Annotated in this window: 20 protein-coding genes; 8 read left to right on the top strand and 12 right to left on the bottom strand. The window is 63.6% G+C overall.

The window, feature by feature from the left end; translation table 11 throughout:
• Position 1 precedes the first annotated feature (1 nt).
• From EGN72_RS07720 to EGN72_RS07710, 3 genes are read left to right on the top strand one after another with little or no spacing between them, the layout of a single operon-like run.
• A complete protein-coding gene (locus EGN72_RS07720) occupies positions 2–919 on the top strand; it encodes a glycosyltransferase family 2 protein (protein WP_127046219.1) in 918 nt (305 codons plus the stop codon).
• 21 nt (positions 920–940) lie between these two features.
• Positions 941–1,939 (top strand): glycosyltransferase family 2 protein, encoded by a 999-nt coding sequence (locus EGN72_RS07715; RefSeq protein WP_127046217.1) that lies wholly within the window; start codon positions 941–943, stop codon positions 1,937–1,939.
• Positions 1,936–2,955, top strand: coding sequence for a glycosyltransferase family 4 protein (locus EGN72_RS07710; RefSeq protein ID WP_127046215.1), 1,020 nt, complete (start codon positions 1,936–1,938; stop codon positions 2,953–2,955). Before EGN72_RS07715 ends, EGN72_RS07710 begins: the two co-directional genes overlap by 4 nt.
• Before the next feature lie 25 nt (positions 2,956–2,980).
• Here EGN72_RS07710 and EGN72_RS07705 read toward each other — a convergent pair whose 3' ends face one another.
• From EGN72_RS07705 to EGN72_RS07680, 6 genes are read right to left on the bottom strand one after another with little or no spacing between them, the layout of a single operon-like run.
• Complete coding sequence (locus EGN72_RS07705) at positions 2,981–3,340, bottom strand: RidA family protein (protein WP_127046213.1); 360 nt, start codon at positions 3,338–3,340, stop codon at positions 2,981–2,983.
• Between the two features lie 18 nt (positions 3,341–3,358).
• Positions 3,359–4,081, bottom strand: coding sequence for a DUF3726 domain-containing protein (locus EGN72_RS07700; RefSeq protein ID WP_127046211.1), 723 nt, complete (start codon positions 4,079–4,081; stop codon positions 3,359–3,361).
• Complete coding sequence (locus EGN72_RS07695) at positions 4,078–5,748, bottom strand: hypothetical protein (RefSeq protein WP_127046209.1); 1,671 nt, start codon at positions 5,746–5,748, stop codon at positions 4,078–4,080. Before EGN72_RS07695 ends, EGN72_RS07700 begins: the two co-directional genes overlap by 4 nt.
• A 16-nt stretch (positions 5,749–5,764) precedes the next feature.
• On the bottom strand, positions 5,765–7,342 hold the full coding sequence (locus EGN72_RS07690; protein WP_127046207.1) for a BCCT family transporter: 1,578 nt from the start codon (positions 7,340–7,342) through the stop codon (positions 5,765–5,767).
• 38 nt (positions 7,343–7,380) lie between these two features.
• Positions 7,381–8,394: a membrane dipeptidase gene (locus EGN72_RS07685; protein WP_127046205.1), complete on the bottom strand. Its 1,014-nt coding sequence runs from the start codon at positions 8,392–8,394 to the stop codon at positions 7,381–7,383.
• Positions 8,391–9,842 carry an aldehyde dehydrogenase family protein gene (locus tag EGN72_RS07680; RefSeq protein WP_127046203.1) on the bottom strand — a complete coding sequence of 484 codons (1,452 nt, stop codon included), beginning with the start codon at positions 9,840–9,842 and terminating at the stop codon, positions 8,391–8,393. The genes EGN72_RS07685 and EGN72_RS07680 overlap by 4 nt, the downstream gene beginning before the upstream one ends.
• A gap of 90 nt (positions 9,843–9,932) precedes the next feature.
• On the opposite strand from EGN72_RS07680, the gene EGN72_RS07675 reads away from it, so the two are divergent.
• Positions 9,933–10,808, top strand: coding sequence for a LysR family transcriptional regulator (locus EGN72_RS07675; protein WP_127046201.1), 876 nt, complete (start codon positions 9,933–9,935; stop codon positions 10,806–10,808).
• A 259-nt stretch (positions 10,809–11,067) separates the two neighbouring features.
• On the opposite strand, the gene EGN72_RS07670 is transcribed toward EGN72_RS07675, so the two are convergent.
• Together EGN72_RS07670 and EGN72_RS07665 are read right to left on the bottom strand one after the other, a co-directional pair.
• Complete coding sequence (locus EGN72_RS07670; protein WP_233587073.1) at positions 11,068–12,243, bottom strand: S41 family peptidase; 1,176 nt, start codon at positions 12,241–12,243, stop codon at positions 11,068–11,070.
• A 112-nt stretch (positions 12,244–12,355) separates the two neighbouring features.
• Positions 12,356–14,854: an FAD-dependent oxidoreductase gene (locus tag EGN72_RS07665; protein ID WP_127046197.1), complete on the bottom strand. Its 2,499-nt coding sequence runs from the start codon at positions 14,852–14,854 to the stop codon at positions 12,356–12,358.
• 169 nt (positions 14,855–15,023) lie between these two features.
• On the opposite strand from EGN72_RS07665, the gene EGN72_RS07660 reads away from it, so the two are divergent.
• Together EGN72_RS07660 and EGN72_RS07655 are read left to right on the top strand one after the other, a co-directional pair.
• On the top strand, positions 15,024–15,467 hold the full coding sequence (locus EGN72_RS07660) for a MarR family winged helix-turn-helix transcriptional regulator (RefSeq protein WP_233587072.1): 444 nt from the start codon (positions 15,024–15,026) through the stop codon (positions 15,465–15,467).
• Positions 15,464–16,087 (top strand): cysteine hydrolase family protein, encoded by a 624-nt coding sequence (locus EGN72_RS07655; RefSeq protein WP_127046195.1) that lies wholly within the window; start codon positions 15,464–15,466, stop codon positions 16,085–16,087. The genes EGN72_RS07660 and EGN72_RS07655 overlap by 4 nt, the downstream gene beginning before the upstream one ends.
• A gap of 68 nt (positions 16,088–16,155) precedes the next feature.
• On the opposite strand, the gene EGN72_RS07650 is transcribed toward EGN72_RS07655, so the two are convergent.
• The 3 genes from EGN72_RS07650 to EGN72_RS07640 are packed head-to-tail and all read right to left on the bottom strand — an operon-like array spanning position 16,156 to position 18,225.
• The gene (locus tag EGN72_RS07650) at positions 16,156–16,947 is read right to left on the bottom strand and encodes a metal ABC transporter permease (RefSeq protein WP_127046193.1); all 792 of its coding nucleotides are present in this window, start codon (positions 16,945–16,947) and stop codon (positions 16,156–16,158) included.
• Positions 16,940–17,746 (bottom strand): metal ABC transporter ATP-binding protein, encoded by an 807-nt coding sequence (locus EGN72_RS07645; protein WP_127046191.1) that lies wholly within the window; start codon positions 17,744–17,746, stop codon positions 16,940–16,942. Before EGN72_RS07645 ends, EGN72_RS07650 begins: the two co-directional genes overlap by 8 nt.
• Positions 17,743–18,225 (bottom strand): Fur family transcriptional regulator, encoded by a 483-nt coding sequence (locus EGN72_RS07640; protein ID WP_127046189.1) that lies wholly within the window; start codon positions 18,223–18,225, stop codon positions 17,743–17,745. The genes EGN72_RS07645 and EGN72_RS07640 overlap by 4 nt, the downstream gene beginning before the upstream one ends.
• Before the next feature lie 92 nt (positions 18,226–18,317).
• Between EGN72_RS07640 and EGN72_RS07635 the strand changes: the two genes are divergently transcribed.
• Positions 18,318–19,325 carry a zinc ABC transporter substrate-binding protein gene (locus EGN72_RS07635; RefSeq protein WP_127046187.1) on the top strand — a complete coding sequence of 336 codons (1,008 nt, stop codon included), beginning with the start codon at positions 18,318–18,320 and terminating at the stop codon, positions 19,323–19,325.
• Here EGN72_RS07635 and selD read toward each other — a convergent pair.
• Positions 19,322–21,511, bottom strand: a complete 2,190-nt coding sequence (selD, locus tag EGN72_RS07630; RefSeq protein WP_127046185.1) for a selenide, water dikinase SelD — start codon at positions 21,509–21,511, stop codon at positions 19,322–19,324. The two genes, EGN72_RS07635 and selD, sit on opposite strands and share 4 nt — an antisense overlap.
• A 162-nt stretch (positions 21,512–21,673) precedes the next feature.
• Here selD and rpoN point away from each other — a divergent pair, with 162 nt between their 5' ends.
• Positions 21,674–22,981 carry an RNA polymerase factor sigma-54 gene (rpoN, locus tag EGN72_RS07625; protein WP_127046183.1) on the top strand — a complete coding sequence of 436 codons (1,308 nt, stop codon included), beginning with the start codon at positions 21,674–21,676 and terminating at the stop codon, positions 22,979–22,981.
• Positions 22,982–23,114 lie beyond the last annotated feature (133 nt).

The following is a 23,114-nucleotide window of genomic DNA, read 5'->3' as shown; positions in this document are numbered from 1 at the left end:
CATGCCGCAGTTTTCCATCATCCTGCCCTGTTTCAACTCCGGGGCGACCTTGCCGCAAACGCTGGCCAGCCTGCGCGCGCAAAGCCTCACCGATTGGGAGGCGATCTGCGTCGATGACGGCTCAACCGACGACACATTGCACATCATTGCCAGCGCCGCCGAGGCAGACCCCCGCATCCGGGGCCTGCGCAACAGCGGCAAAGGCCCCAGCGCCGCCCGCAATCTGGGGGCGCAACAGGCAAAGGCCGACCTGATCGCCTTTTGCGATGCCGATGATCTGTGGCTGCCCGGCAAACTGGCGCAGCTTGCGCAATGCTTTGCGGACCCGCAGGTTGACGGTGCCTTTGGTCAGATCGGCTTTTTCAACACCACGCCCAAGGATGCCCAGGTGTTTTCCTCGGTGCCGCAGGGGGCTTTGACCATCCAGCAGTTGCTGGGCGAAAACCCGGTCTGCACGATGTCAAATCTCAGCCTGCGTAGATGCTGTTTTCTGCACTCTGGCGGGTTTGATCTGGCGATGATCCATAATGAGGATCTGGAATTTCTGATCCGCTTGGTGGGGTTTGGCGCGCAGATCATGGGCCTGCCGCAGTTGCAAACCTATTACCGCACCTCTGTTGGCGGGCTGTCCACCGATCTGGGGGCAATGCTGGCGGGGCGCGCACGGGCGATAGAAACCGCCGCGCGCTTTGGCATCCAGCCCAGCGCGCAAAGCCATGCCATCCACCACCGCTATCTGGCCCGCCGTGCCCTGCGGCTGGGCGCTGCCCGGACCGAGGCTTTGCGCCACGCGCTGATCGGCCTGCGCCAAAGCCCCGGCGGGTTTTTCTCGCCTCGGCGGCGTGGGGTGCTGACGCTTGCAGGCGCGGTTGCGGCGCTGATCCTGCCCCGCGCCACCCGCCAATCCCTGTTTTCCTGACCTCAAACGAAAGACCATGCCATGACCCTTGCCACGATCATCGTGCCCGCCTTCAATGTCGAAGCCACGCTTGCCCAGACCCTGCGCGCCTTGCAGGCCCAGACCTATCCGGAATTTGAGATCATCATCGTGGATGATGGCTCCCGCGATGGCACCGCCCGGATTGCACATGAATTTGCGCGCGACCGCCGCATCCGCGTTATCCGTCAGGAAAACCGTGGGCTGGCCGGGGCGCGCAACAGCGGCATTGCGGCGGCACGCGGCGCGGTGATCGGCTTTTGCGATGCCGATGATCTGTGGTTGCCGGAAAAACTGGCCAGCCATGTCCGGCATCTGGAGGCCAACCCGGCGGTTGGTATCAGCTATTCCGGCTCGGCATTGATCAATGATGCAGGCGCGGAATTGGGGCAGGCCCAGCGCCCGCGTCTGCGCAATATTGACCCGGCGGTGATCTTCAAGCGCAACCCGATTGGCAACGGCTCTGCCGTGGTGCTGCGCCGCGCGGTGCTGGACCAGATCGCCTATCGGCCCGCCCATGAAACCAGCCGGGATTGGTATTTTGATGAAACCTTTCGCCAGTCCGAAGATATCGAATGTTGGCTGCGCATCGCCCTTGCGACCGATTGGCAGTTCGAAGGGGTGCCGGGCCTGTTGACGCAATACCGCATCAGTGCGGGCGGGTTGTCGGCGGCAACCGACCGTCAGCTTGCCGCGTGGGAGCGGATGGTGACCAAGCTTTCGCCGCTGAACCCGGCCTTTTTCGCCGTGAACACCCGTGCCGCGCGGGCCTATCAGTTGCGTTACCTCAGCCGCCGCGCCATCAGCGATCTGGACGCCCCGCGCGCGCTGGCGCTGACCCGCGCCTGGCTGGCAGAATCGCGTTTGCCCCTGTTGGAGGAGCCTGCAAAATCGTTGGTCACGCTGGCGGCGGCAGTGGCGCTGCGGGTGTTCGGATCGGGGGTGTTGCGCCGTGTGATGGGGCTGGCCCGGAGGCGCAAAACCGCAGGGGCCGGGGCATGACCGTGCCTGCGCCTTTGCTCCGCGTGCTGCATCTGGTTGATGACACCACCGCCGGCGGTGTGATGCGGGTGCTGGATCATCTGCTGCACGCCCCGGCGCTGGCCGCGATTGCCCAGCATCGGCTGGCCGAGGTTGCGCGCGGGCAGATATCCTGTCGCCGGATGAAGGCGGATGTGATCGTGTCGCATCTGGCGATCAGTTGGCGGGCCTTGCCAATGTTGGCCGCCCTGCGCGCGCGCCACCCCAACACCCCGATTATCCATGTCGAGCATAGCTACACACAGGCTTTTGTGGCCGAAAACGTGCGGCATAAACGGCGCTTTGCAACGCTGTTGCGGCAGGCCTACCGGCTGTTTGACAAGGTGGTCGCGGTCAGTCGGGCGCAGGCGCTTTGGCTGGCGGCAAGCGGGGCGGTGGCGCCTTCACGGCTGGCGCTGATCCGGTCTTGTGTCGATCTGTCAGCCTTTCGCGCCGTGCCAGCAGTGCAACGCCCCGCGCGCGTCATCGGGGCCATCGGGCGGCTGGACCGGCAAAAGGGTTTTGATACGCTGATCGCCGCCTTCCGCCGCCTGCCCCAGCCCGATCTGGCGCTGCATATCTATGGCGAAGGGCCCGAGGCCGCCCCCCTGCGCCGTCTTGCGGGCAATGATCGCCGCATCCGCTTCATGGGCTTTGCCGCCGTTCCGGTTGCCGCGATGGCGGCGGTTGATGTGGTCGCCATGCCGTCCAACTGGGAGGCCTATGGCCTTGTCGCGATCGAGGCGATGGCAGCGGGGCGCGGGCTGTTGGTCAACCCTGTGGATGGGTTGACCGATCACCTCGCCCATGGCGCGATTGGCGTGACGGATACCTCGGTGGAGGCATGGCAAACGGCGCTGCTGACCCAGACACAGGATACCCAAATATTGGGGCCGCGCCCCACCCCGCAAGCGGCCCCTGCGCGCAGCGGCGTTGATACGCCAGAGCGGGTCTTTGCACAGGATTGGGCGCATTTGCTGCACAGCGTTTCCTGCTGAACGCCCCTTCCGGGACCAGCCAAAATCAGCCGCGACCGGGCAGCGCCATCACCACGATCATTTCCACCCGCATACCGGGCCGGGCCAAGGCCACGCCCCCGGTGGCGCGGGCGGGCGGGTTGGCCTTGTCCACCCAGGCATCCCAAACCGCATTCATGCCCTGAAAATCGGCCATATCGGCCAGCCAAACCTGCACCGAGGCGATATCGGCCTTGCTGCCGCCCAAACGGGCCGCGACCGCATCCACATTGTCCAACACCTGCCGGGTTTGCACAGTGATATCTGCGGTCAGATCATCGGGCACTTGGCCTGCGAAAAAGGCAAGGCCGCCTGCGCAAACCGCTTCGCTCATCCGAGGGCCGGGGTCGAGGCGCTGAACTGTCATATGTCATTCTTCCTTTGGTCAATCATTGTCGCTGCTGCTGGCCCCGGCCCCGGCGCGCGAGGCGTCAGAGGCGGGCACTGTCGTGCGCAGGGCAAAGGCGTTCAGCCCTGCGATGGTCTGCGCTGCAATCGCGGGCGCGGGCTCACGTTGGCCTGCGCGCGCCCCTTGCCCATGGCGCAGGGATAAATGCAGCGTGACGCCGGTTTTCCCGTCCAGCGGTGCCAGTGCATCGGGCGTCAGCCTGCCTGCGGGGTCCACCTCTATCGTGCCACCGTCCCAAGCCATGGTCACGGTGCCGGCACTGGCCCCGGCGATGCTGCCAAGGAAGGGCAGCACCAAAAGCGGTTGGTCCACCGGCCCCACCTTGATCGGTGCCGCGCCAAGCCCTGTGGCCAGCGCCGCGTGATCGCTCAGCGTGGCCCCCAGCGCAATCGGGCACAAGGATTTCCCCTTGGGCGCGGCCCAGGCCCCCGGTGCCACCGCAGGGCACAGATCGGCCCAGGCCCGGCCTTGGGCCGCCGTCAGATGCGCCAGCAACAGGCGCGGCCCGTCCAGCCCGCGCGCGGTCAGCCAGCTTGCGGCAAAGCCTGCTTCTTCGGCCATGCCCCAAGTCATGCCAGCCCCACGCGCGGCTTTCAGGCACAGGGCCGCCACCTCGTTTTGCGACATCCGGGCGGATTGGCCGCCACTGAAGAACGCGGTCGAATCCCCGCGCGTCTGATCGCCTGCCAGTTCGGTCATGCTGCCCCCTTTGCGGTGATATCTTCCGGGTAATCCGCGCCTTGAAACAGGCTGATCCTGATCCAGCGGTCCGAGCGGGGGTCGAACCTGTCGGCCCCGAAAAACGCCAGTTTGCAGCGCATCATGTCTATCGGCAGCATCTGCGCGCCGATCAGGTTGTCCTGAATTTCGGCATAGGGGTGGCCTGCCGCCATCTGCGCGCGCCGCAGCATCAGGCGGTGTTCGGGATGGGCCAGCAACAGGCTTGCCACGGGTTCCGCTGCGGGCCGTGCCGCGAGCGTGCGGGCCAGATCGCTTGCCAGCCGCGCGATGCACAAGGGTTGTTCCAGCGCGGCGCCTTCCTCGCGGGTGCGGTCGCCCAGACGCGGTTCCAGCTTTTCCTCGGACACATACCAAAACCGCGCCGTGTTTTCGGGGCGATCAAAATCCATCGCCAAGGCCCAGCCGTAATGCTGCTGCAACAGATCGCGCAGCGCGCCCACGGTCATCGCACCATTCAGGCGGAACATCGCGTCTTCATCCGCGCCCATTGCGGCGGCCAGATCATCGACCAGCGCGCCATGCGGTTCCAGCATCAAGGCCAGCAAGGCCTCTTGCCCCTCAAGGCTCAGATGCGCCTCACCCCACAGCCACAGCGCGTTCCACGGGTGCGGCACCTGCCAATCCCAGCTTGGCAACAGATCGGAAAGCTGGTCCAGATCGCGGCGCAGATCGGCCAGCTTGCCGCGCTGCACAGGATGCTCTGACTGCCAAAGCCGCGCATTTTCTACCGCCGCCCGCAGCGCCTGTTGCAGCCCCTGAACCGCCACGGCATCCGCCCGCGCTTGGGCGCGGACACGGGCCAGCGCCTCCTCCCGCGCTTGGGTCCAGTTGTTCAGCAGCATCGGGTGACGCACCACAAAAGGTGCCATGCCAAGCCCGGTGGAATTGCCCACCCCAAGGCTGCGGCGGATGCCCGGCGCAAGCCGCACCGCGCGCGCGCCCCCCGCCACCCGCGCCATATGTTCCACGATATCCACCGTAAACGCGCGGATCAGCCAGACGGTCAGCATTTCCACCTGAAACGGGCCGTTCAATTCCGGCCGCGCAGCAATATCGGCCCGGTCAGCCGCGCCAAACTTGCCCGAACCATAAACAGCGGTGGTGCGCATCAGATAGCCCACCGCGTCAATCTCCTCGACATCGGGTTGCTGGCCTTTGGCCAAAGCTGCCACCACATGCGCGAACAAACGGACAGAGCGGTTGGCCCGCGCCAGTGTCAATTCGCGGGCGGTGATGCGCCCGGCCTCTTGCAGCGGCACATTGGCGGCAAGCCGGGCGATATCGGCCTCGGTCGGGGTGCCATCGAACAGGGTGAAGGTGGCATCCCAAGCGGTCGCGATCACCCGGTCTGACCGCATGTCATCGGGCAGATCATGGGCAAAGGCGACAAGGCTGTAACAGCACTGCGGCCCCTGCACACGGTAAACGGCATGGCCGACACCTTGATCATTCACCTGCCAGACGGGGCGGTCACACAACCAGCCCTCGGCCTTGATCCGGCGCAACAGCACGCGCAGAAACGACAGGCGGGTCGGATGCCCCGCCCCCATCCGGGCAAGGCGCATCACCTCGGCGGCGGGCCGACGAAAGCGGGCGGTCGCGGTATCGGGGGCGGGGCTTGTCATGGTCAACGCTCCTGCATTATTCGGCGGCGGTTGGCAGGGCGGCCGCCTTGCGCGCCCGCCCCAGCATCAAGGTGATCCGCAGCGCATCCCAAAGCGATGGCAGCAAGATCAGCGACACCGGCACCGCCGTGATCACGATAAAGCTTTGCAACTTACCAATCCCCCCTGATCCCGTCGAAATCAGGATCAACGCCATCACCCCCATCGACAAGCCCCAAAAGGCGCGCAGCAAGGTCGCAGGTTCGCCCTTGGTCATCGAGGCCGCGATGACATAGCTCATAGAGTCGCTGGTGGTGGCGACGAACAGCATCGTCAGCACCAGAAACAGCACCGACAGGATCAACCCGGCTGGCATGGCCTGCGTGATCGCCAGCAAGCCTGCGGGCAGGTTGAACCCTTCGAACGGGCCCGAGATGATGCCGGGGGTGGCAAGCTCAAAGGAAATGCCCGCACCGCCGATGATGGTGAACCAGAAATTGGTGATCAACGGCGCTGCAATCGACAGCATGATCACGATTTGCCGGATAGACCGCCCGCGGCTGATCCGGGCGATGAAAATCGCCATCAGCGGGCCATAGCCCATGAACCAGCCCCAAAAGAACACCGTCCACCAGCCCAGCCAGCCCGGCTCGCCGAATACACCGGCCTCACCGCGATACATCGCCATCTGAAAGAAGTTTTCCAGATAGACACCCATGCCGCCGAAAAAGCCCGCAAAGATCGCAGCCGTTGGCCCGAACACCAGCAAAAACGCCAGCAAGCCCAGCGCCAGCACCACGTTCAGCGTGGACAAAAGTTGAATACCCTTGGACAGCCCAGTGATCGCAGAGATGGTGTAAAGCGCCACAAGCGCCATGATAACAACGGCTTGCGTGGCAAAACTATCCGGCACGCCCAAAAGCGCGTTCAACCCATAGGACATTTGCAGCCCCAGAAAGCCAATCGGCCCCACCGTGCCCGCCACCACCGCAATGATGCAGGACGCATCGGCGATCAGGCCAATCGGGCCATGGATCGCGCGGTCACCGAACACCGGATAAAGCAAAGTGCGCGGGGCCAGCGGCAGCCCTTTGTCATAGTGGTAATGCATCATCATCACCGTGGTCAGCGCACCCAGAATGGCCCAGGCCAAAAAGCCCCAGTGCAGAAAGCTTTGCGCCAGCGCCGCATTGGCCCGCGCCTGCGGATCGCCGCCCAGATCGCCAAAGATAGGCGGGGTGGACAGGAAATGCGCAATCGGCTCTCCTGCGGCCCAGAACACGCCGCCCCCGGCAAGCAAGGTGCACATGATCATCGACCCCCAGTTGAAGGTCTTGAATTCTGGCTTGGTCAAGCCGCCCAGCACCGCGCGGCCCCCCGGCAGCACGCACAGCACCAAGCCGATCAGAAAGGTGGCAAGCAGCAGAACCTGCCAGTAAAGCCCGAAATACTTGGCCGAAAAGGCAAAGCCTGCATCGACCATGGCCGACAGCCCGTCGATATCAATCAGCGCATAGAGGCAAAACAGCAGGATGAACCCGCCCGAAATCGCCAGAAGCGGCATATCAACATGGCCAAGCCATCGGTTGGTTTTTGCTGTGGTGTTGGGTTGCATATTCCGTTCCTCCCCGAACGTCATAAAAGGGCCGCGCGCTATTCCGCAGCGCGCTGCCGAAGCTGTGTCTTTGCGGGCAAAGGCCCGAAACTCTTGTCAAAAAACGCGTGCCAATTGGCGCCCATCAACCCGTCGATGGTGGCACGGTCCAACCCTGCGGCCTGCAATCCGGCGCGGATATTGCCGAAATGGCGGTTATCCTCAAACCAGTCATTCATCGGCGGAAAGCCCGGTGCATCGGCGCTGCCTTCGCCAAAATCCATCGTCTTGGTCCAACGGCCCACGCGCATCCATTCAACGATGCTGTCGGGCTGGTCCTGGCACAGATCGGTGCCAATCCCCACATGGCCCGGCCCCACCAGATCCACCGCCCGCGCCGCCATATCGCACCAGCTTTGCAGGCTGCACGCACTACCGCCTTTCAGGTGATGCGGGTAAACCGACAGCCCCAGAAACCCGCCGCTTGCCCCCAAGGCGCGCAGCAGATCGTCGGATTTGTTGCGCAACGCGGGGTGCCAGCTTGCCGGGTTGGCATGGCTGATGGTGATCGGGCGGCTGGAATGGTCTATCGCGTCAAAGGTGGATCGTTCGCCCGAATGGCTCATATCCACCACCATTCCGACGCGGTTCATCTCGGCCACCACGGCGCGGCCCATCCGGGTCAGCCCGCTGTCTGTCGCCTCATAACAGCCCGAGGCCAGCAAGGACTGGTTGTTATAGGTTAGTTGCATGAAGCGCAGGCCCAAGCGGTGCAGCACCTCAACCAGCCCGATATCATCCTCGATGCAACTGGGGTTCTGGCTGCCGAAGAAAATCGCCGTCCGCCCCGTATCGCGGGCCAGTTGCACATCAGCGGCGGAAAAACCCTGAAAGATCAGATCGGGGAACTGTTCAAACCAGCGGTTCCAGCGTTCGATCACCAAAACCGTCTCGCGAAACGTCTCATGGTAGGTGATGGTGACATGCACCGCATCCACCCCCCCTTCGCGCATCTGGCGGAAGATCTTTTCCGACCAGTTGGCATATTGCAAACCGTCGATCAGCGGTGTCATTCGGGGGCCCCTGCGGCAACATAGGCAGTTTTGACCGCCGTATAGAACTCCGCCGCATAGCGCCCTTGTTCGCGCGGCCCATAGCTTGACGCCCCGCGCCCGCCAAAGGGCACATGGTAATCGGTGCCTGCGGTGGGCAGGTTCACCATCACACAGCCTGCCCGCATATTGGCGCGGAAATGGCTGGCGCGCGACAGGCTGCGCGTCATGATGCCTGCGGTCAGCCCAAACTCGCTGTCATTGGCGCGGGCCAAGGCTTCGGCATAGCTGTCGACCTTTTGCACGCAAGTTATCGGGGCGAACATTTCTTCGCGGTTCATCCGCATGTCATTGCGGGTATTGGCAAAAACCGTGGGGGCCATGAAATAGCCGTCGGTCGCGCGATCAAGGCGCGTGCCGCCACACAGCAGTTCCGCGCCTTCGGCACGGCCGATGCCGATGTAATCAAGGTTCTGCGCCAATTGGCTTTCGCTGACCACCGGGCCGATTTGCGTGCCCTCCTCCAGCGCGTGCCCGACCTTGAAGGCCTGCGCGGCCTTGACCAGCTTTTCGACAAAGGCGTCATGCACAGCAGAATGAACAATCAAGCGGCTGGCGGCGGTGCATTTCTGCCCCGTGCCGCCAAAGGCCGAATTAGCCGCATGGGCCACCGCCAGATCAAGATCGCAATCATCCATCACCAAAAGCGGGTTTTTCGATCCCATCTCCATCTGGATTTTGGTCATATTCGCAATCGCTGCCGCCGCGATCCCGCGCCCGACAGGCACCGAGCCGGTAAAGCTGATCGCATCCACATCGCGGCTTTCGACCAGCCGCTGGCCAACCGCGCGGCCCGACCCCAGAACCATGTTGAACAGGCCCGCCGGAATATCCTGCTTGGCGATGATTTCGGTCAGGGCCACCGCACTGGCAGGCGTCAGGTTGGCGGGTTTCCACACCACCGCATTGCCAAAGGCCAGCGCGGGCGCAATTTTCCACGCAGGCGTGGCAATCGGAAAGTTCCACGGGCTGACAATCGCCACCACGCCCACGGGCTCACGCCGCACGTCGATTTCAATGCCGGGGCGGACGGATTCGGCCAGATCGCCTTGGTTGCGCAAGGCTTCCGCCGCGAAATAAGTGAAAAACTGCCCGGCGCGATAGACCTCGCCCTTGCCCTCGGCGGCGGGTTTGCCTTCTTCGCGGGCGATGATGCGGCCGATTTCCTCGGCCCGCGCCATCATCTCCGTGCCAATCGCCATCAGCACATCATGGCGTTTTTGCACCCCGGCGGCCCACCAGCCAGGCTGGGCGCGGCGGGCAGCAGCAATGGCCGCATCCAATTGCGCGGCATCGGCTTGGGCATAGACACCGATCAGATCCGATGTGTCAGACGGATTGCGGTTTTCAATCTGCCCCGCGCCGTTGGACCATGTGCCGTCGATATAGATGCCTGTGCGTTCTGTCATAGCTGCCTCCGAGAATTTCAACAGCAGCATAGACGCGGGGGCGATATTCAGTCATTCTTGAATATCTGAACAAACCAACAGAAAAACTGAATGTCATTGAAGCTGGAAATGTTGCGGGTGTTTCGCGTGGTCGCAGAAAAAGGCACGCTGGCGGCGGGGGCCGGGATTTTGGGCCGCACGCCTTCGGCTGTGTCGATGATGCTGGCGCAGCTAGAGGCCGATATCGGCGCGCCCCTGTTCGAAACCGATCGCAAAAGCCGGCTGACCCCTTTGGGCCAGTTGGTGCTGGATGAATGCTGCCGGGCCACCGATATGTTTGACCGCAGCGTCGAGGCGATCCGCCGTCATGCTGTGTCGACCGTGGGCATCGTGCGGATTGCGGCGGTGCCTTCGGCGACCGTATCGCTGCTGCCGCGTGTGATTGAACAGTTCAGCGCCGCCCTGCCCGCCGTTCGGATTGAGATCAGCGACGGCGAGTCCAGCATGGTGCGGCGCCGGGTGCAGCAGGATGAGGCCGATATCGGGATTCTGTCTTCTCGTCCCGGCGAGGCGCGTGAGGGCAGTCTGATTTCCAGCGATGATCTGGGGATCGTCTGCGCCGAAGGTGGGGCCATCCACCGCGCGCATCTGGCCCGCTCTGGCCCGTCTGACTGGGGGGTGATGGGGTTGGAGCCGCTGATCGCGAACCCGCTATGCGATCTGGTGGACCATCCCACGATCGCGGATTTGCTGGCCGCAGCCAAGCTGGAGGCCCGCAATACCTCGGCCATTCTGTCCTTCGTGCGGCGGGGGCTGGGGGCGAGTATTCTGCCCTTCGACGCGGTGAAAAGCCAGCCCGATGGGGTGGAGTTTTTCGTCCCCTCGCACCCGGTTTACCGCCGGGAGTTGCGCAAAATCCGGGACGGGCAACACCGGCCCAGCGCGGCGCTGGAGGTGTTCTGGACCCTGCTGACCGACGCGACGTGAGGGCCGCCAAAGTGGGGCGGGAGGGCAAGGAGTTCCGCAGATGAATCGCGTGCGGAGAGTCTTGCATATAATTGAAATTATTGTGTTTTGCTGTTTTTATTCATCAAAAATTAACCTGTGAACTACAGGGGATCAGTGGGGGTAAGGCCGACCAATGTTGAGTATTGGCACCCGCTGGGATCCGAGAGAACCTTGCTAAAGTCGGCGGGAGGATTGGAAAATTTATAAGGCAGCTTTGCAGGATTGAACGGGCAAACCGCTAGGGCTTCAAGCTGTCAAGCACCTCACGGCAGAATTGGTCGTGCATTTCAACATCGTCCAAGTCAGCGGTCCAACCATGGTCCAGCGCCAAGGTTCCAACCGGGACAATCTTTTCCGCGATTTCGCTGGGTGTGGTTTCATCTATGCGTCCCCCTGCCCAATCATGAAAGGCGGATGAATATCGGACCGCCGCGCCGCTGGACGACAAGTCGATTGTTCCCCCTTCTGCAAAAAACGTCAGACCGTCCCCCATCTCTTCGCCAATAAGGCGGAGCCGCGCACCCAGACGATGCTTGAGGATAGCGGCGAAGACGATGGCGGCAGAGAAGGTGAATTTATCGACAAGCAAAGCAACCCGGCGATGCTCTGCACCGTCCGAGAGCGCGTCGATCAATGGCATGGCCCGAAGAAAACTGCCGCCCGTGTTTCCCCGAAGGTCAATAAGAAGGGGGGTAGCGGGGCGCGATCTTACAAGGTCTGCCGCCTCGGAAACCGCGTTCGAGAGCGCCTTTTCACCGGGGTCGAAGAAGCTTGGAAGACCCATCCGTAATCCGCGCTGGCCGAGATCATTGATCTCCAGAAAGGCCTTGGGGGACCAGAGCGGGTCTGCTTTGCCATGCTCGTTGCGGGGGTAAAGCGCAGATCCGGGAACCCTGTCTGCCGTATCCAAAACCAGTTCGCTGATCCATCCCGCTGCATCGCGTATCCGGTAATCGACGTTGGTATCGCCGGAAAAGACGCCCAAACGCTGCAATGCGCCCGGCCAGACGAAAAGGATCGGCCCGATCACACGTCTTCGTTGCCTTGTCCCCGCTAGGAATTTCGCTGCGCTGGCTTCAATCTCGGTTATGGGAATACCGTTGATCGCTATCAACTCGCCGCCGATCGCCCCGGCAAAACCGGAGGGGGCGCCAAGCAGTCGGACCGTGGAACCGATGGTGACAAGCCTGAGCGGCAAAACCAAGATTGCGGTGTTCGGAATCAGACGTGTGTGTCCGTTCCCCGGAAGCGCCAGAAGACGCATCAGAGAAAGCAGGAATGCGTCCTTATCGTCTGCGAGTGCATTCTGCCGGGCATCAACGATATGACGTTCCATTTCATCGCGCCCGATGGCCCGGAAACTGGGGTCGGTCTGCAGGACCGTTCTCACGATCAGTTCAAGGTCATGGATCATCGACATAGGTCAATGTCTATACTTGCGCGCCTTAAAGTCCAGAGCGGCCTCAAAAGCGCAGAAAATGGCCCCGCCACTTGCGTGCGGGGCCTTTGGTCGTTTGGCGCGCGGTTTATCCGTTTACCCTGATCCGTTCATTGCTCGGGTCGAACGGGCTGTCTTCAACCACCACGGCGTCCCATTCTTGCAGCAGCATTTTCACTTTCAGCTTGGTGCCAACGGCGGCAAGTTCGGGCTTTACATAGCCCATGCCGATCTGCTTGTTGAACGCGACCGACCAGCCGCCGGAAGTGAGGCGGCCAACCTTTTTGCCATCGACAAAGATCGCCTCTTTGCCCCATGGGTCGGCATCCGCTGGGCCGTCGATCAGCACGGTCACGCATTTGGCGCGGATGCCGGTGTCGATCATCGCTTGCTTGCCTTGGAAATCCTTGGACAGGTCGATGAAACGATCCAGCCCCGCCTCCATCGGCGTGGCATCGCGGCCCAGTTCGGTGCCGAAGGCGCGGTAGGATTTTTCCTGACGCAGCCAGTTTTGCGCGCGGGCGCCGACCAGCTTAAGCCCATGTTTCGCGCCTGCGGCTTGCAGCAGGTCCCACAGGTAGCGGTTCATTTCAATCGGGTGGTGGAGTTCCCAACCGAGTTCCCCGGTATAGGCCACGCGGATGGCGTTGACGGGGCACATGCCCAGTTCCAGCTTGCGCGCGCTGAGCCATGGGAAGCGTTTGTTCGACAGAACGGTGTCCGGGTCGGCATCCTTGACCACTTCACGCAGGATTTTGCGGGCGTTGGGGCCAGCAAGGGCAAAGACGCCCCATTGGGTGGTGACATCGTTGATATCCACATGCGCGCCACCGGCTGCGATGAAATCCTCGGCGGATTTGCGCATGTAATCAGCGTCATAGGCTGTCCATGCACCTGCCGAGACGAGGTAATAGTCATTCTCGCCGTTGCGGACGATGGTGTATTCGGTGCGCGTGGTGCCGGTGGGCGTTAGCGCATAGGTCAGGTTGATGCGGCCGATGCTGGGCAGTTTGTTGCAGGTGAACCAGTCCAGAAACGCCGTGGCCCCCGGCCCCCGGACGGTGTGTTTGGTGAAGGCGGAAGCGTCGATCAGGCCCGCGGTGTCGCGCAGGGCCTCGGCCTCGGCCTTGGCATATTGCCACCAAGCGCCACGGCGGAAGCTGCGGGAGTTATGGTCGAAATCGGCGGGGGCGTTCAGCGGGCCGTAGTAGTTCGGGCGTTCCCAGCCGTTGACCTGACCCATCTGCGCGCCAAGGGCGATTTGCTTGTCGTAAACCGGGGTGGTGCGCAGGGGGCGGCAGGCTTCGCGTTCTTCATCGGGGTGGTGCAGGATAAAGACGTGGTCGTAACATTCCTCATTCTTGCGCGCGGCGTATTCGGTGGTCATCCATGACCCGTAGCGGCGCGGATCGAGGGAGGCCATGTCAATCTCCGCCTCGCCTTGGGTCATCATCTGGGCAAGGTAATAGCCGGTGCCGCCAGCGGCGGTGATACCAAAGGAGAAGCCTTCGGCGATCCACATATTGCGCAGGCCGGGCACGGGGCCGACCAGCGGGTTGCCATCGGGGGTATAGCAGATCGGGCCGTTGAAATCATCCTTCAGCCCCACGGTTTCCGAGGATGGCAGGCGGTGCAGCATCGACATGTATTCCGCCTCGATCCGTTCCAGATCCAGCGGGAACAGGTCAGCACGGAAGCTGTCTGGCACCGCGTATTCGAAGCGGGCGGGGGCGCCTTTTTCATAGGGGCCAAGAATCCAGCCGCCGCGTTCTTCGCGGACATACCATTTGGCATCGGCATCGCGCAGCACGGGGTGTTCGGGGTTGTTCTTGCGGTATTCGACCAGCATCGGGTCGGGTTCGGTGACGATGAACTGGTGTTCCACCGGAATGGCGGGGATTTTCACGCCCAGCAGGCGCGCGGTGCGTTGGGCATGGTTGCCGGTCGCGGTGACGACATGTTCTGCGTGGATTTCATAGGTTTCATCCGAGGGCACAAGGTTGCCGCCCTTGTCCACCATCCTGGTGCAAGAGACGATCCATTCCGACCCGGTCCAGCGATAGCCATCGACCTGAATTTTGCGCTCAATCGTGGCACCGTGCTGGCGCGCGCCTTTGGCCATGGCCTGCGTCACATCGGCGGGGTTGATGTAGCCATCCTGCGGGTGAAACAGCGCGCCGACCAGATCATCGGTGCGCAGCAGCGGCCAACGCTCTTTCATCTGCGCGGGCGTCAGGAATTCGTGATAGACATCGGCGCTTTCCGCCACGGCGGAATAGAGCATGTATTCATCCATCCGGTCCTGCGTTTGCGCCATGCGCAGGTTGCCGACCACGGCAAAGCCTGCGTTCAGGCCGGTTTCCGCCTCCAGCGATTTATAGAAATCGACCGAGTATTTGTGGATATGGGTGGTGGCGTAGGACATGTTGAACAAGGGCAGCAAGCCCGCTGCATGCCATGTGGAACCGGAGGTCAGCTCATCCCGCTCCACCAGCATCGTGTCCCAGCCCGCTTTGGCAAGATGATAGGCGATCCCGTTTCCGACGGCCCCACCGCCGACGACCAAAGCTTTGACATGCGTTTTCATTCCCGCGACTCCCCGGATGCGAATTTTGCCCATACATGCCCGATTGCGCGGGGCACGGGCAATATGGCCCGACCGATTGCAGATAAAAACGACATTGCAAGGGATGTGCGAATATCGGGGAAATCTTAATTGACAATATAGTTGTCATTATGACATCAATAGTGTCATTATGAAAACCGATCAGCTATACAAACTCATCTGGATGTCGCGCCCGCTGATGCAGGCAGCGGAAGCGCGTGTGGAACATGGATTGGCCGGAACCGACCTGACGGTGCGTATGCGCGCGGTGCTGGAGGTGTTGCGGGCGCATGGCGATATGACGGTGCCGGACATCGCAACCAAGCTTGAGATCCAGCGACAATACGTTCAACTGATGGTCAATGAGACGCTGGCTTCGGGGTTCACTGAACAGCGGCCAAACCCGCGGCACAAACGCTCGGCGCTTTTGTCACTGACAGACAAGGGGACCGCCGTTATCGACACGGCCATCGCGCGTGAGATGGAAATTTTGCGGGGCATCGGGGCCGGGTTTGCCGATGATGAGGTTGCAACGGCATTGCAGGTTGTCGAGCGCGTGACGGCAAGGCTGAAGCAGGTGGGTGCCGCAGAATGACGGGGGTGATCTATGCCCTTCTGGCCTTTGGCTTGCTTGTCCTCCTTTGGCTTGGGGCGGGTATTCTGCGCATTGGGGCGGTCAGCACAGGGCGCGCGATTGGGGAGCGAAGCGGAACCGCGCTTTTGCTGATTGATTTGCAAGAGGTGTTCTGGGAGCGCGGACCTTATCCCGAGGCATCCAAAATGGCGGCGAAATCCGCTATTCTGGACGAAATTGACGCGGCAAAGGCGCAGGGATTTCCGGTTATTGCGATCCGTCAGGAATGGTCGCAGCCCGCGACCAAGGTGATTGCCCGGCTAGCGATGAAAGGGCAGGCCGTGGCGGGCACGCCGGGGACCGGTCTTGCGGCGCCGTTTGTCGGATCAGCCGATATCGTGCTGACAAAGCGGGTGCAGGATGCGTTTGAAACCGGCACACTCGACGTAGTTTTGCAGGAGCGTGATGTGGGGCGGCTGCGGATTGTCGGGCTGGATTTCAACTATTGTGTTTTTAAGACCGCGCTTGCTGCGTGCAACCGCGGCTATCACGTTACGATTGTGGAGCGGGGCACATTGGCAGCGGCACCCGTGCTGCGCAGCCGGGACCAGCTGACTGCGCAAGGGGTTATCGTGGAATAGGTGGCTAAAGCGTTTCGCGTTCAACCTGATTCGTCAAATGCTATCGCCGCAGCTTTCCTGGATGTGGATCAACGCGCCTTGAGCGGGGCGATCACCACCGACAAGGTGAAAATCAGCGCGGCAATCGCGATGATCGAGGGGCCAGCGGGCGTATCAAACAGCAGCGACAGTTGCAGCCCGGCCAGCACCGCCCCCGCCCCGATCAGCACCGCGATCACGGCCATCGTCTCGGGGCTGCGCGACAGGCTGCGCGCGGCGGCGGCGGGGATGATGAGCATTGCCGAAATCAGCAGCGCACCGACGATTTTCAGCGCCACCGCGACGACAATCGCCAAGGCAATCGTCAGCACCAACCGCTCACGGTCGGGGTTCAGGCCCGACGCTTGGGCGAGGTCTTCGGACAGCGTAGCGGTCAACAAGGGTTGCCAGCGCCAGAGGAGCAAAGCGAGGATGGCGCCCGCCCCGGCCCAGACAAAACCAAGATCGGTTTTCGACACCGCCAGAATATCGCCGAACAGCAGGCTGGACAGATCGGCCCGCGCACCGGGCAGAAAGCTGATGGCCACAAGGCCAAAAGCCAGCGCAGAGTGCGCCAGCACGCCAAGCGTGGTATCCACGGCCCAGCCTTTGGCCGAAAGGGTCGAAACGGTCAGCGCCATCGCCAGCGCCACCAGCATTGTCCCGATGCCGATGGGTAAAGACAGCGTCAGCGCCAGCGCCACGCCCAGAATCGCCGCGTGGCTGGTGGCATCGCCAAAATAGGCCATGCGCCGCCAGACGACAAAGGCCCCCAAAGGCCCGGTTGCCAAGGCAAGGCCAACACCTGCCAATGCGGCGCGCATCAGGAAATCGTCAAACATGGTCTTGCGGCTCTTTCGCTTTGGCGGGGCTTTGATGGGTGTGGCTGTGGTCATGGCCGCAGCCCGGCCCGTGTTCATGCCGCAGCCCCGGCCCGTGGTTATGGTCATGGTCATGCCGATACAGCGCCAGCGCGCCTTGGGTGCCAAACCCGAACAGCGCGCGATATTCCGGCGCATCGCGCACCACATCCGGCGTGCCTTCGCAACACACATGCCCGTTCAGGCAGATCACCCGGTCGGATGCGGCCATGACCACGTGCAGGTCATGACTGACCAGCAGCACCGCCGCGCCCGTCTCTTGCCGCACATCGGCGATCAATTGGTAAAATGCCGCCTCGCCGGGTTGGTCAAGCCCTTGCGTCGGTTCATCAAGGATCAGCAGGTCCGGCGCATTGAGCAAGGCGCGCGCCAGCAAGACCCGCTGCAACTGCCCGCCCGACAGGTCGGCCAATTGGCGCGGCCCCACGCCCGCCACGCCGCAGCGGGCCAGCACCTGTTCGGCCTGCGCGTCCGAGCAGCGCTTTGGCAGCGACAAAAAGCGCCGCGCCGTCATCGGCATCGGGCGGTCGATATGCAGGCGTTGCGGCACATAGCCGATGCGCAGGCCCGCCTGCCGCGTCACCTGCCCTGCCGCCAGCGCCTGAAGCCCCAGCAGCGCCCGCAGCAAGGTGGATTTGCCCGACCCGTTGGGGCCGACGATGGTGACAATTTCGGCCCGTTCAATTGCCAGAGACACCGCCGACAGAATATCGGCACCGCCCAGACGCACGGTCAGGCCAGAGGCTGCAAGCAAGCTCATGCCGCGGCCTCGCAGGCGGGGCACAGGCCAAGGGCCTCGATACTGGTGCGTTCCACGGTGAAGCCTGCGGCATGGGCGGCGGCATTCAGCGCCGCGCGCACCTGTTCGGCCGGGGTTTCGGCCAACGCGTTGCAGCCCCGGCAAATCAGGAACACCGGGGCGTGGTCGGTTTCGGGATGCATGCAGGCGGCAAAGGCGTTCAGGCGCCGCACCTTATGGGCAAGCCCTTGTTCAACAAGAAATTCCAGCGCGCGATACGCCACAGGTGGTTGGTTGCCGAACCCCGCTGCTGCCAGCCGTTCCAGCACCTCATAGGCCCCCAACGCGCGATGTTCGGCCAACAGGATTTGCAGCGCTTGCCTGCGCACCGGGGTCAGCCGCAGTTTGCGGCTTTGCAAAATCTCCTCGGCCCGTTGCAGGCCCTGATCGCTGCAATGGCGGTGGTCGTGGCTGTGGAAGGCATCTGGTTTCGGGGTCATTTTCCGCCTTGACATGTTATATCGTAACATATTTATCGTTATATCATAACATAACCCAGCCACGACCCCACGACAAGACAGGAGTTTCCCTTATGCGTGCCCTTTCCCTGCCACTGTTTCTGGCCTTCAGCCAACCCGTCTGGGCCGAGGTGCCGAAGGTTGTCACCGATATCGCGCCGGTGCATGCGCTGGTGGCCATGGTGATGGGCGATCTGGCGGCACCAGAGGTGTTGCTGCCGCGCGGGGCGGACCCGCATGATTTCCAACTGCGCCCCAGTCAGGCGCAAAGCCTGTCCGAGGCGGCTTTGGTGATTTGGGTCGGCCCGGAGCTGAGCCCTTGGTTGACGCGCGGGCTGGACGGGCTTGGCGCTCAGGCCCGCTCGGTCCCGCTGTTGGCGGCGGCGGGAACCGAAACGCGCAAATGGGGCGACGCGACCGAGGCGCATGACCACAGCGCGCATGGGCATGACGACCATAAAGAGGAAGCGGCCCAAGACGACCATGGCCATGATGACCACGCGCATGACGACCATGGGCATGACGACCATGGGCATGACGACCACGCGCATGACAAGGACGGCATCGACCCCCATGCCTGGCTGGACCCGGTCAATGCGCGCACCTGGCTGGAGGTGATCGCGGCAGAGCTTTCGGCGCTGGACCCAGAGAACGCGCCGGTTTACGCCGCCAATGCCGCCGCAGGCCGGGCCGAGATTGACCTGATTGAAGCGCAGGTCGCCACCACCCTCGCCCCGGTCAAGGACACGCCTTTTGCGGTGTTCCATGATGCTTATGGCTATTTCGTCGGGCATTTCGGCTTGCAGGTTCTGGGCAGTCTGCGCGAAGGCGATGCCGCCGCACCGGGGGCGGCGCATATCAAGGAACTGGAGGCGCGGTTGAAAGCGGAAGGCGCGGTTTGCCTGTTCCCCGAGGCCAATCACGGCAGCGCCTCGGCGGCGCAACTGGCCGAGGCCACCGGGCTGCGGCTGGGCGGGATGCTGGACCCGGAAGGCACCACGCTGGAGCCGGGGCCAGAGCTTTACGGCGCGCTGATCCAGGGGCTTGCCACCACGCTGGCCGCTTGCCTCGCGCAGGGTTAAACCACGGTCAGCATCACCGGGCCATCCCCGACAGACCCGATCACAGCGGCGCTTTCCCCGGCGTGGGACAGCGCCGCAATCAATTGCGGGGCCAAATCGGCGGGCACCGTGGCCAACAGCCCGCCTGCGGTTTGCGGATCATAGAGCAAGGCCGCCTTGGTGCTGTTGGGGGCCTTGATCCGGCCCAGACACAAGGCGCGGTTGGCGGGCGCGATGGTCGAGGCGATACCTGCCGCAGCCAAAGCCTCGGCCCCCGGCAACAGCGGGATGGCAGACAGATCCAGCCGCGCCGACAGCCCCGCCCCTTCCAGCATTTCCAGCAGATGCCCGGCAAGACCAAAGCCGGTGACATCGGTCATCGCGCTGGCATGGAGCGACAGGATGGCCGAGGCCGGACCCAAAGGCCGCAGCATCGAGGCGTAGCAAGCGGCGACCGCCTCGCCCAACAACTGATCGGGCAAGCGGGCCATGGCCATTTCGGCGGCCAAAACGGTGCCGGTGCCCAAAGGCTTGGTCAGGAGGATCGCATCGCCGCGTTGCGCCCCGGTCTTGGTGATCGCCTTATCCGCCAGCCCCGTCAGGCTGAAACCGATGGTCAGCTCTGCCCCCACCGATGTATGGCCGCCCAAGATATCGGCCCCCGCCTCAGTGAACACCTCTGCCGCTGCGGCAAGAATTTCGGCCATCATTTCGGCATGCAGCGCAGGCGCGGCCTTGGGCAAGGTGATCTGCGACAGCGCCGATTGCGGCTTGGCCCCCATGGCCCAGATATCGCCCAGCGCGTGAATGGCGGTGATCCGCGCCATCAGCGCCGCATCGGGGGTAAAGGCGCGCAGATGGTCGGTGGTCAGCACTTGCTGCACGCCGCCAAAGCCCAGCACCCCGGCATCATCGCCGGGACCAGAAAACACATCGGCGCGGGCGGGCGCGGGCAGGGTTTGCAGCGCCGCCCCCAAGGCCCCTGCCCCCAGCTTGGCCCCGCAGCCCCCGCACAAAGGCTTGTCGCCCAGCGCCTCGGCCAGACCTTGCGCTGCATCAGGCGGCAGGCCACGCCCGCGCATCGCAGGGTAATCGGCAAATTTCGCCATGAACTTACGGTCAATCCGGTCTTTCCACTGCCAGAGCCACGCGCCTTCCAGCCGCAGGCCCAGCTTGTCGGCCACAGCGCTTTTGCGCCCGGTCGAGATCAGCTTGAGGTAATCGCGCTGCGGGGCATAGCGGCGCAGGGGCGCGCCTGACAGGGCCGCGCGCAGGTTATGAAACAGGATCGGGGCTTGGCGCACGGCAAAAACCCCGGCCTTGGGGCGCGGGGCAAAACCCATATGCGCGCAATCGCCTACAGCAAAGATCAACGGGTCAGAGCTTTGCAGGCTTGGCCCTACCTGCACGAAACCATCCTGCAAAGCCAGACCGGTTTCGGCCAACCAGCCCTGCGGCTGCGCCCCGGCCACCGACAGCGTGAAATCGGACGGCAGCACCCGCCCATCCGCCAGCGTGACCGCGCCTGCCGCGACCGCAGCCGGGGTGGCATTGGTCAGCACCGTGACGCCATGGGCCTGAAGCTGCGCCAAAAGGGCCGCGCGCGCACCGGCCCCGATATGCGGCAAGGCCGATGGCGCGCGTTCCAGCAAGGTGATCTGCGCCTGCCGCCCCAACCCTGCCAAGCGGTGAGCAGAGGCCATCGCAAGCTCGGCCCCGCCCACGCCTGCGCCGATGATGACCAGACGCGGGGCGGCGGGCGCGGTTTCCAGAAACGCGGCCCAGCGTTCGGCGTAGCCGCCCAAGGGTTTGGCCGCGACCGCGTGCTGGTCAAACCCCGGCAGCCCCGGCAAGTTAGAGGCGATGCCGATATCGACCGAGGCCACATCATAGCGCAACCTGCGCCCCGAGTGCAGCACCACCTGCTGTGCGGCGCGGTCAATCCCGACAGCCCGGTCCAGAATGGCGCGCGCACCGGCAAAACGGGCCAGACGGATCAGGTCGATCATCATCTCGGGCCGTGTGTAATGGCCTGCGATATGGCCGGGCAACATGCCGGTATAAGGGGCGACCGGGCCGGGGTTGATGACGGTGACGCGGGTGCCTGCCTGCGGGGCCATGCCCCATTTGCGCAGCACAAGCGCATGGGCATGCCCTCCGCCGATCAAGACCAGATCGCGCACCTGCGGCCAGCTTTCCCCTTGCATCTGTGGCGCGTCCTTTCTTGCCCTTATCTTGTGGCAAAACCCTATCGCGGGGCGCGCGCAATGACGAGAGGCCCGATCGCCACAGTTGCGTGAACCGGGCGCAGACCCTAGTCTGCGGGCCAGCCTCACCCCCTGCCCCCCATTCCCTTGCATAGGCCCCGCATGTCCCGACCCGCACAGCGCCTGACCCAAAGCCAGAAGCTGCGGCTGAATGTCGGGCTTGCCACCTCGATCCGGGTGCTGCGTTTTGATGCCTCGGGCCTGACCCGCTATCTGGAGGAACAGGCAGCCGAAAACCCGCATCTGTCGCTGGCCCCTGCGCCGGTGGCACCGGACGAATGGTTGCCGCGTTGGCAGACGGCTTTTGCCGTTCATGGCATGGGCCGCGCCGAACAGCCCGATTTCGCCGCGATGTTGCAGGCCCCCTCGCTGGGCTTGATCGAGCATGTGACGCGGCAGATCGAGCGGCTGTTTCCCACCGGCAGACCGCGCGAGATTGCCTATGGGTTGATGAACGCGCTGGAACCTTCGGGCTGGTTGGGCCAACCGTTGCCGATGCTGGCCGCGCAGATCGGCTGTTCGGTGCCTGAGGCGGGCGCGGTGCTGGCGCGGTTGCAGCAAATGGAACCGACGGGGATGTTTGCCCGGTCGCTTGCCGAATGTTTGCATCTGCAAGCGGCCGAGGCGGGCCATCTGGACCCGACGATGGGCTGCGTGCTGGAGCATCTGGACATGATCGCCGCAGGGCAGATTGCAGAACTGGCCCGGATGTGCCGGGTCGAGGACGCCGAGATCACCCGGCGCATCCGCATCATCCGCAGCTTTGACCCGAAACCCGGCGCGCAATTCACCCAGAACGCCGCCCCGGTGCGCGAACCCGATCTGACGGTAACGCGCGGGCCGCAAGGCTGGCGCGTGGCGCTGAACCGCTCTGCCCTGCCCGATGTGCAATTGCACGAAAAGCCGCTGGCCGGGCGTGCCCCCCTGCCCCCCGCCCGCGCGGCAGAGGCACTGACCGAGGCGCGCAACCTTGTGCGCATGGTGGCCAGCCGCAACCAGACCTTGCTGCGGATTGCGCAGGAAATTCTGCTGCGGCAAGAGGCGACAATTTCGCGCGGGCTGGAGGCGTTGGAGCCGATGAGCATGCAAGATGTGGGGGCGGCGCTGGGGCTGCACAAAAGCACGATCAGCCGGGCGATTGCAGGGGTCAGCGCCGATACGCCGCGCGGCACGATCTGGTTGCGCCGCCTGTTCACCGCCCCGGTGGGCGAAGGCGGTGCGGCGGGCGGGGCCTTGCGCGCAAAGCTGGGCCGTTTGCTGCAACAGGAGGATGCCGCAGCCCCCCTGTCCGATCAGGCGCTGGCCGAAGCGCTGTCTGCCCCCGGCGCCCCGATTGCGCGCCGCACGGTGGCCAAATACCGCGCAGCTTTGGGCATCGGCCCGGCGCATCGGCGCAAGCGGCGGCCCTGACCCCAGCGCCGGGTGGCCCTGTGCTGCTGCGCCAAATCTGCCGCAGGCGGGAAAATTGGGTCGTTCCCGGCTGTGCGCGGCGCGCAATTTAGCCCTAGATCATCGCCAACCCGCGCAGCCGCGCGGCTAAACA

The organism is Pseudorhodobacter sp. E13, from assembly GCF_003991405.1.
Taxonomy (GTDB): domain Bacteria; phylum Pseudomonadota; class Alphaproteobacteria; order Rhodobacterales; family Rhodobacteraceae; genus Pseudorhodobacter.
Note: the sequence above shows the minus strand (reverse complement) of the source record. Positions and strands in the feature narration are given on the sequence as shown.

What these genes read in the sequence shown, in the direction of transcription:
- EGN72_RS07720 (WP_127046219.1), top strand. Translation starts at nt 2, where the DNA reads ATGCCGCAGTTTTCCATCATCCTGCCCTGTTTCAACTCCGGGGCGACC.
- EGN72_RS07715 (WP_127046217.1), top strand. Translation starts at nt 941, where the DNA reads ATGACCCTTGCCACGATCATCGTGCCCGCCTTCAATGTCGAAGCCACG.
- EGN72_RS07710 (WP_127046215.1), top strand. Translation starts at nt 1,936, where the DNA reads ATGACCGTGCCTGCGCCTTTGCTCCGCGTGCTGCATCTGGTTGATGAC.
- EGN72_RS07705 (WP_127046213.1), bottom strand. Translation starts at nt 3,340, where the DNA reads ATGACAGTTCAGCGCCTCGACCCCGGCCCTCGGATGAGCGAAGCGGTT.
- EGN72_RS07700 (WP_127046211.1), bottom strand. Translation starts at nt 4,081, where the DNA reads ATGACCGAACTGGCAGGCGATCAGACGCGCGGGGATTCGACCGCGTTC.
- EGN72_RS07695 (WP_127046209.1), bottom strand. Translation starts at nt 5,748, where the DNA reads ATGACAAGCCCCGCCCCCGATACCGCGACCGCCCGCTTTCGTCGGCCC.
- EGN72_RS07690 (WP_127046207.1), bottom strand. Translation starts at nt 7,342, where the DNA reads ATGCAACCCAACACCACAGCAAAAACCAACCGATGGCTTGGCCATGTT.
- EGN72_RS07685 (WP_127046205.1), bottom strand. Translation starts at nt 8,394, where the DNA reads ATGACACCGCTGATCGACGGTTTGCAATATGCCAACTGGTCGGAAAAG.
- EGN72_RS07680 (WP_127046203.1), bottom strand. Translation starts at nt 9,842, where the DNA reads ATGACAGAACGCACAGGCATCTATATCGACGGCACATGGTCCAACGGC.
- EGN72_RS07675 (WP_127046201.1), top strand. Translation starts at nt 9,933, where the DNA reads ATGTCATTGAAGCTGGAAATGTTGCGGGTGTTTCGCGTGGTCGCAGAA.
- EGN72_RS07670 (WP_233587073.1), bottom strand. Translation starts at nt 12,243, where the DNA reads ATGATCCATGACCTTGAACTGATCGTGAGAACGGTCCTGCAGACCGAC.
- EGN72_RS07665 (WP_127046197.1), bottom strand. Translation starts at nt 14,854, where the DNA reads ATGAAAACGCATGTCAAAGCTTTGGTCGTCGGCGGTGGGGCCGTCGGA.
- EGN72_RS07660 (WP_233587072.1), top strand. Translation starts at nt 15,024, where the DNA reads ATGAAAACCGATCAGCTATACAAACTCATCTGGATGTCGCGCCCGCTG.
- EGN72_RS07655 (WP_127046195.1), top strand. Translation starts at nt 15,464, where the DNA reads ATGACGGGGGTGATCTATGCCCTTCTGGCCTTTGGCTTGCTTGTCCTC.
- EGN72_RS07650 (WP_127046193.1), bottom strand. Translation starts at nt 16,947, where the DNA reads ATGTTTGACGATTTCCTGATGCGCGCCGCATTGGCAGGTGTTGGCCTT.
- EGN72_RS07645 (WP_127046191.1), bottom strand. Translation starts at nt 17,746, where the DNA reads ATGAGCTTGCTTGCAGCCTCTGGCCTGACCGTGCGTCTGGGCGGTGCC.
- EGN72_RS07640 (WP_127046189.1), bottom strand. Translation starts at nt 18,225, where the DNA reads ATGACCCCGAAACCAGATGCCTTCCACAGCCACGACCACCGCCATTGC.
- EGN72_RS07635 (WP_127046187.1), top strand. Translation starts at nt 18,318, where the DNA reads ATGCGTGCCCTTTCCCTGCCACTGTTTCTGGCCTTCAGCCAACCCGTC.
- selD (WP_127046185.1), bottom strand. Translation starts at nt 21,511, where the DNA reads ATGCAAGGGGAAAGCTGGCCGCAGGTGCGCGATCTGGTCTTGATCGGC.
- rpoN (WP_127046183.1), top strand. Translation starts at nt 21,674, where the DNA reads ATGTCCCGACCCGCACAGCGCCTGACCCAAAGCCAGAAGCTGCGGCTG.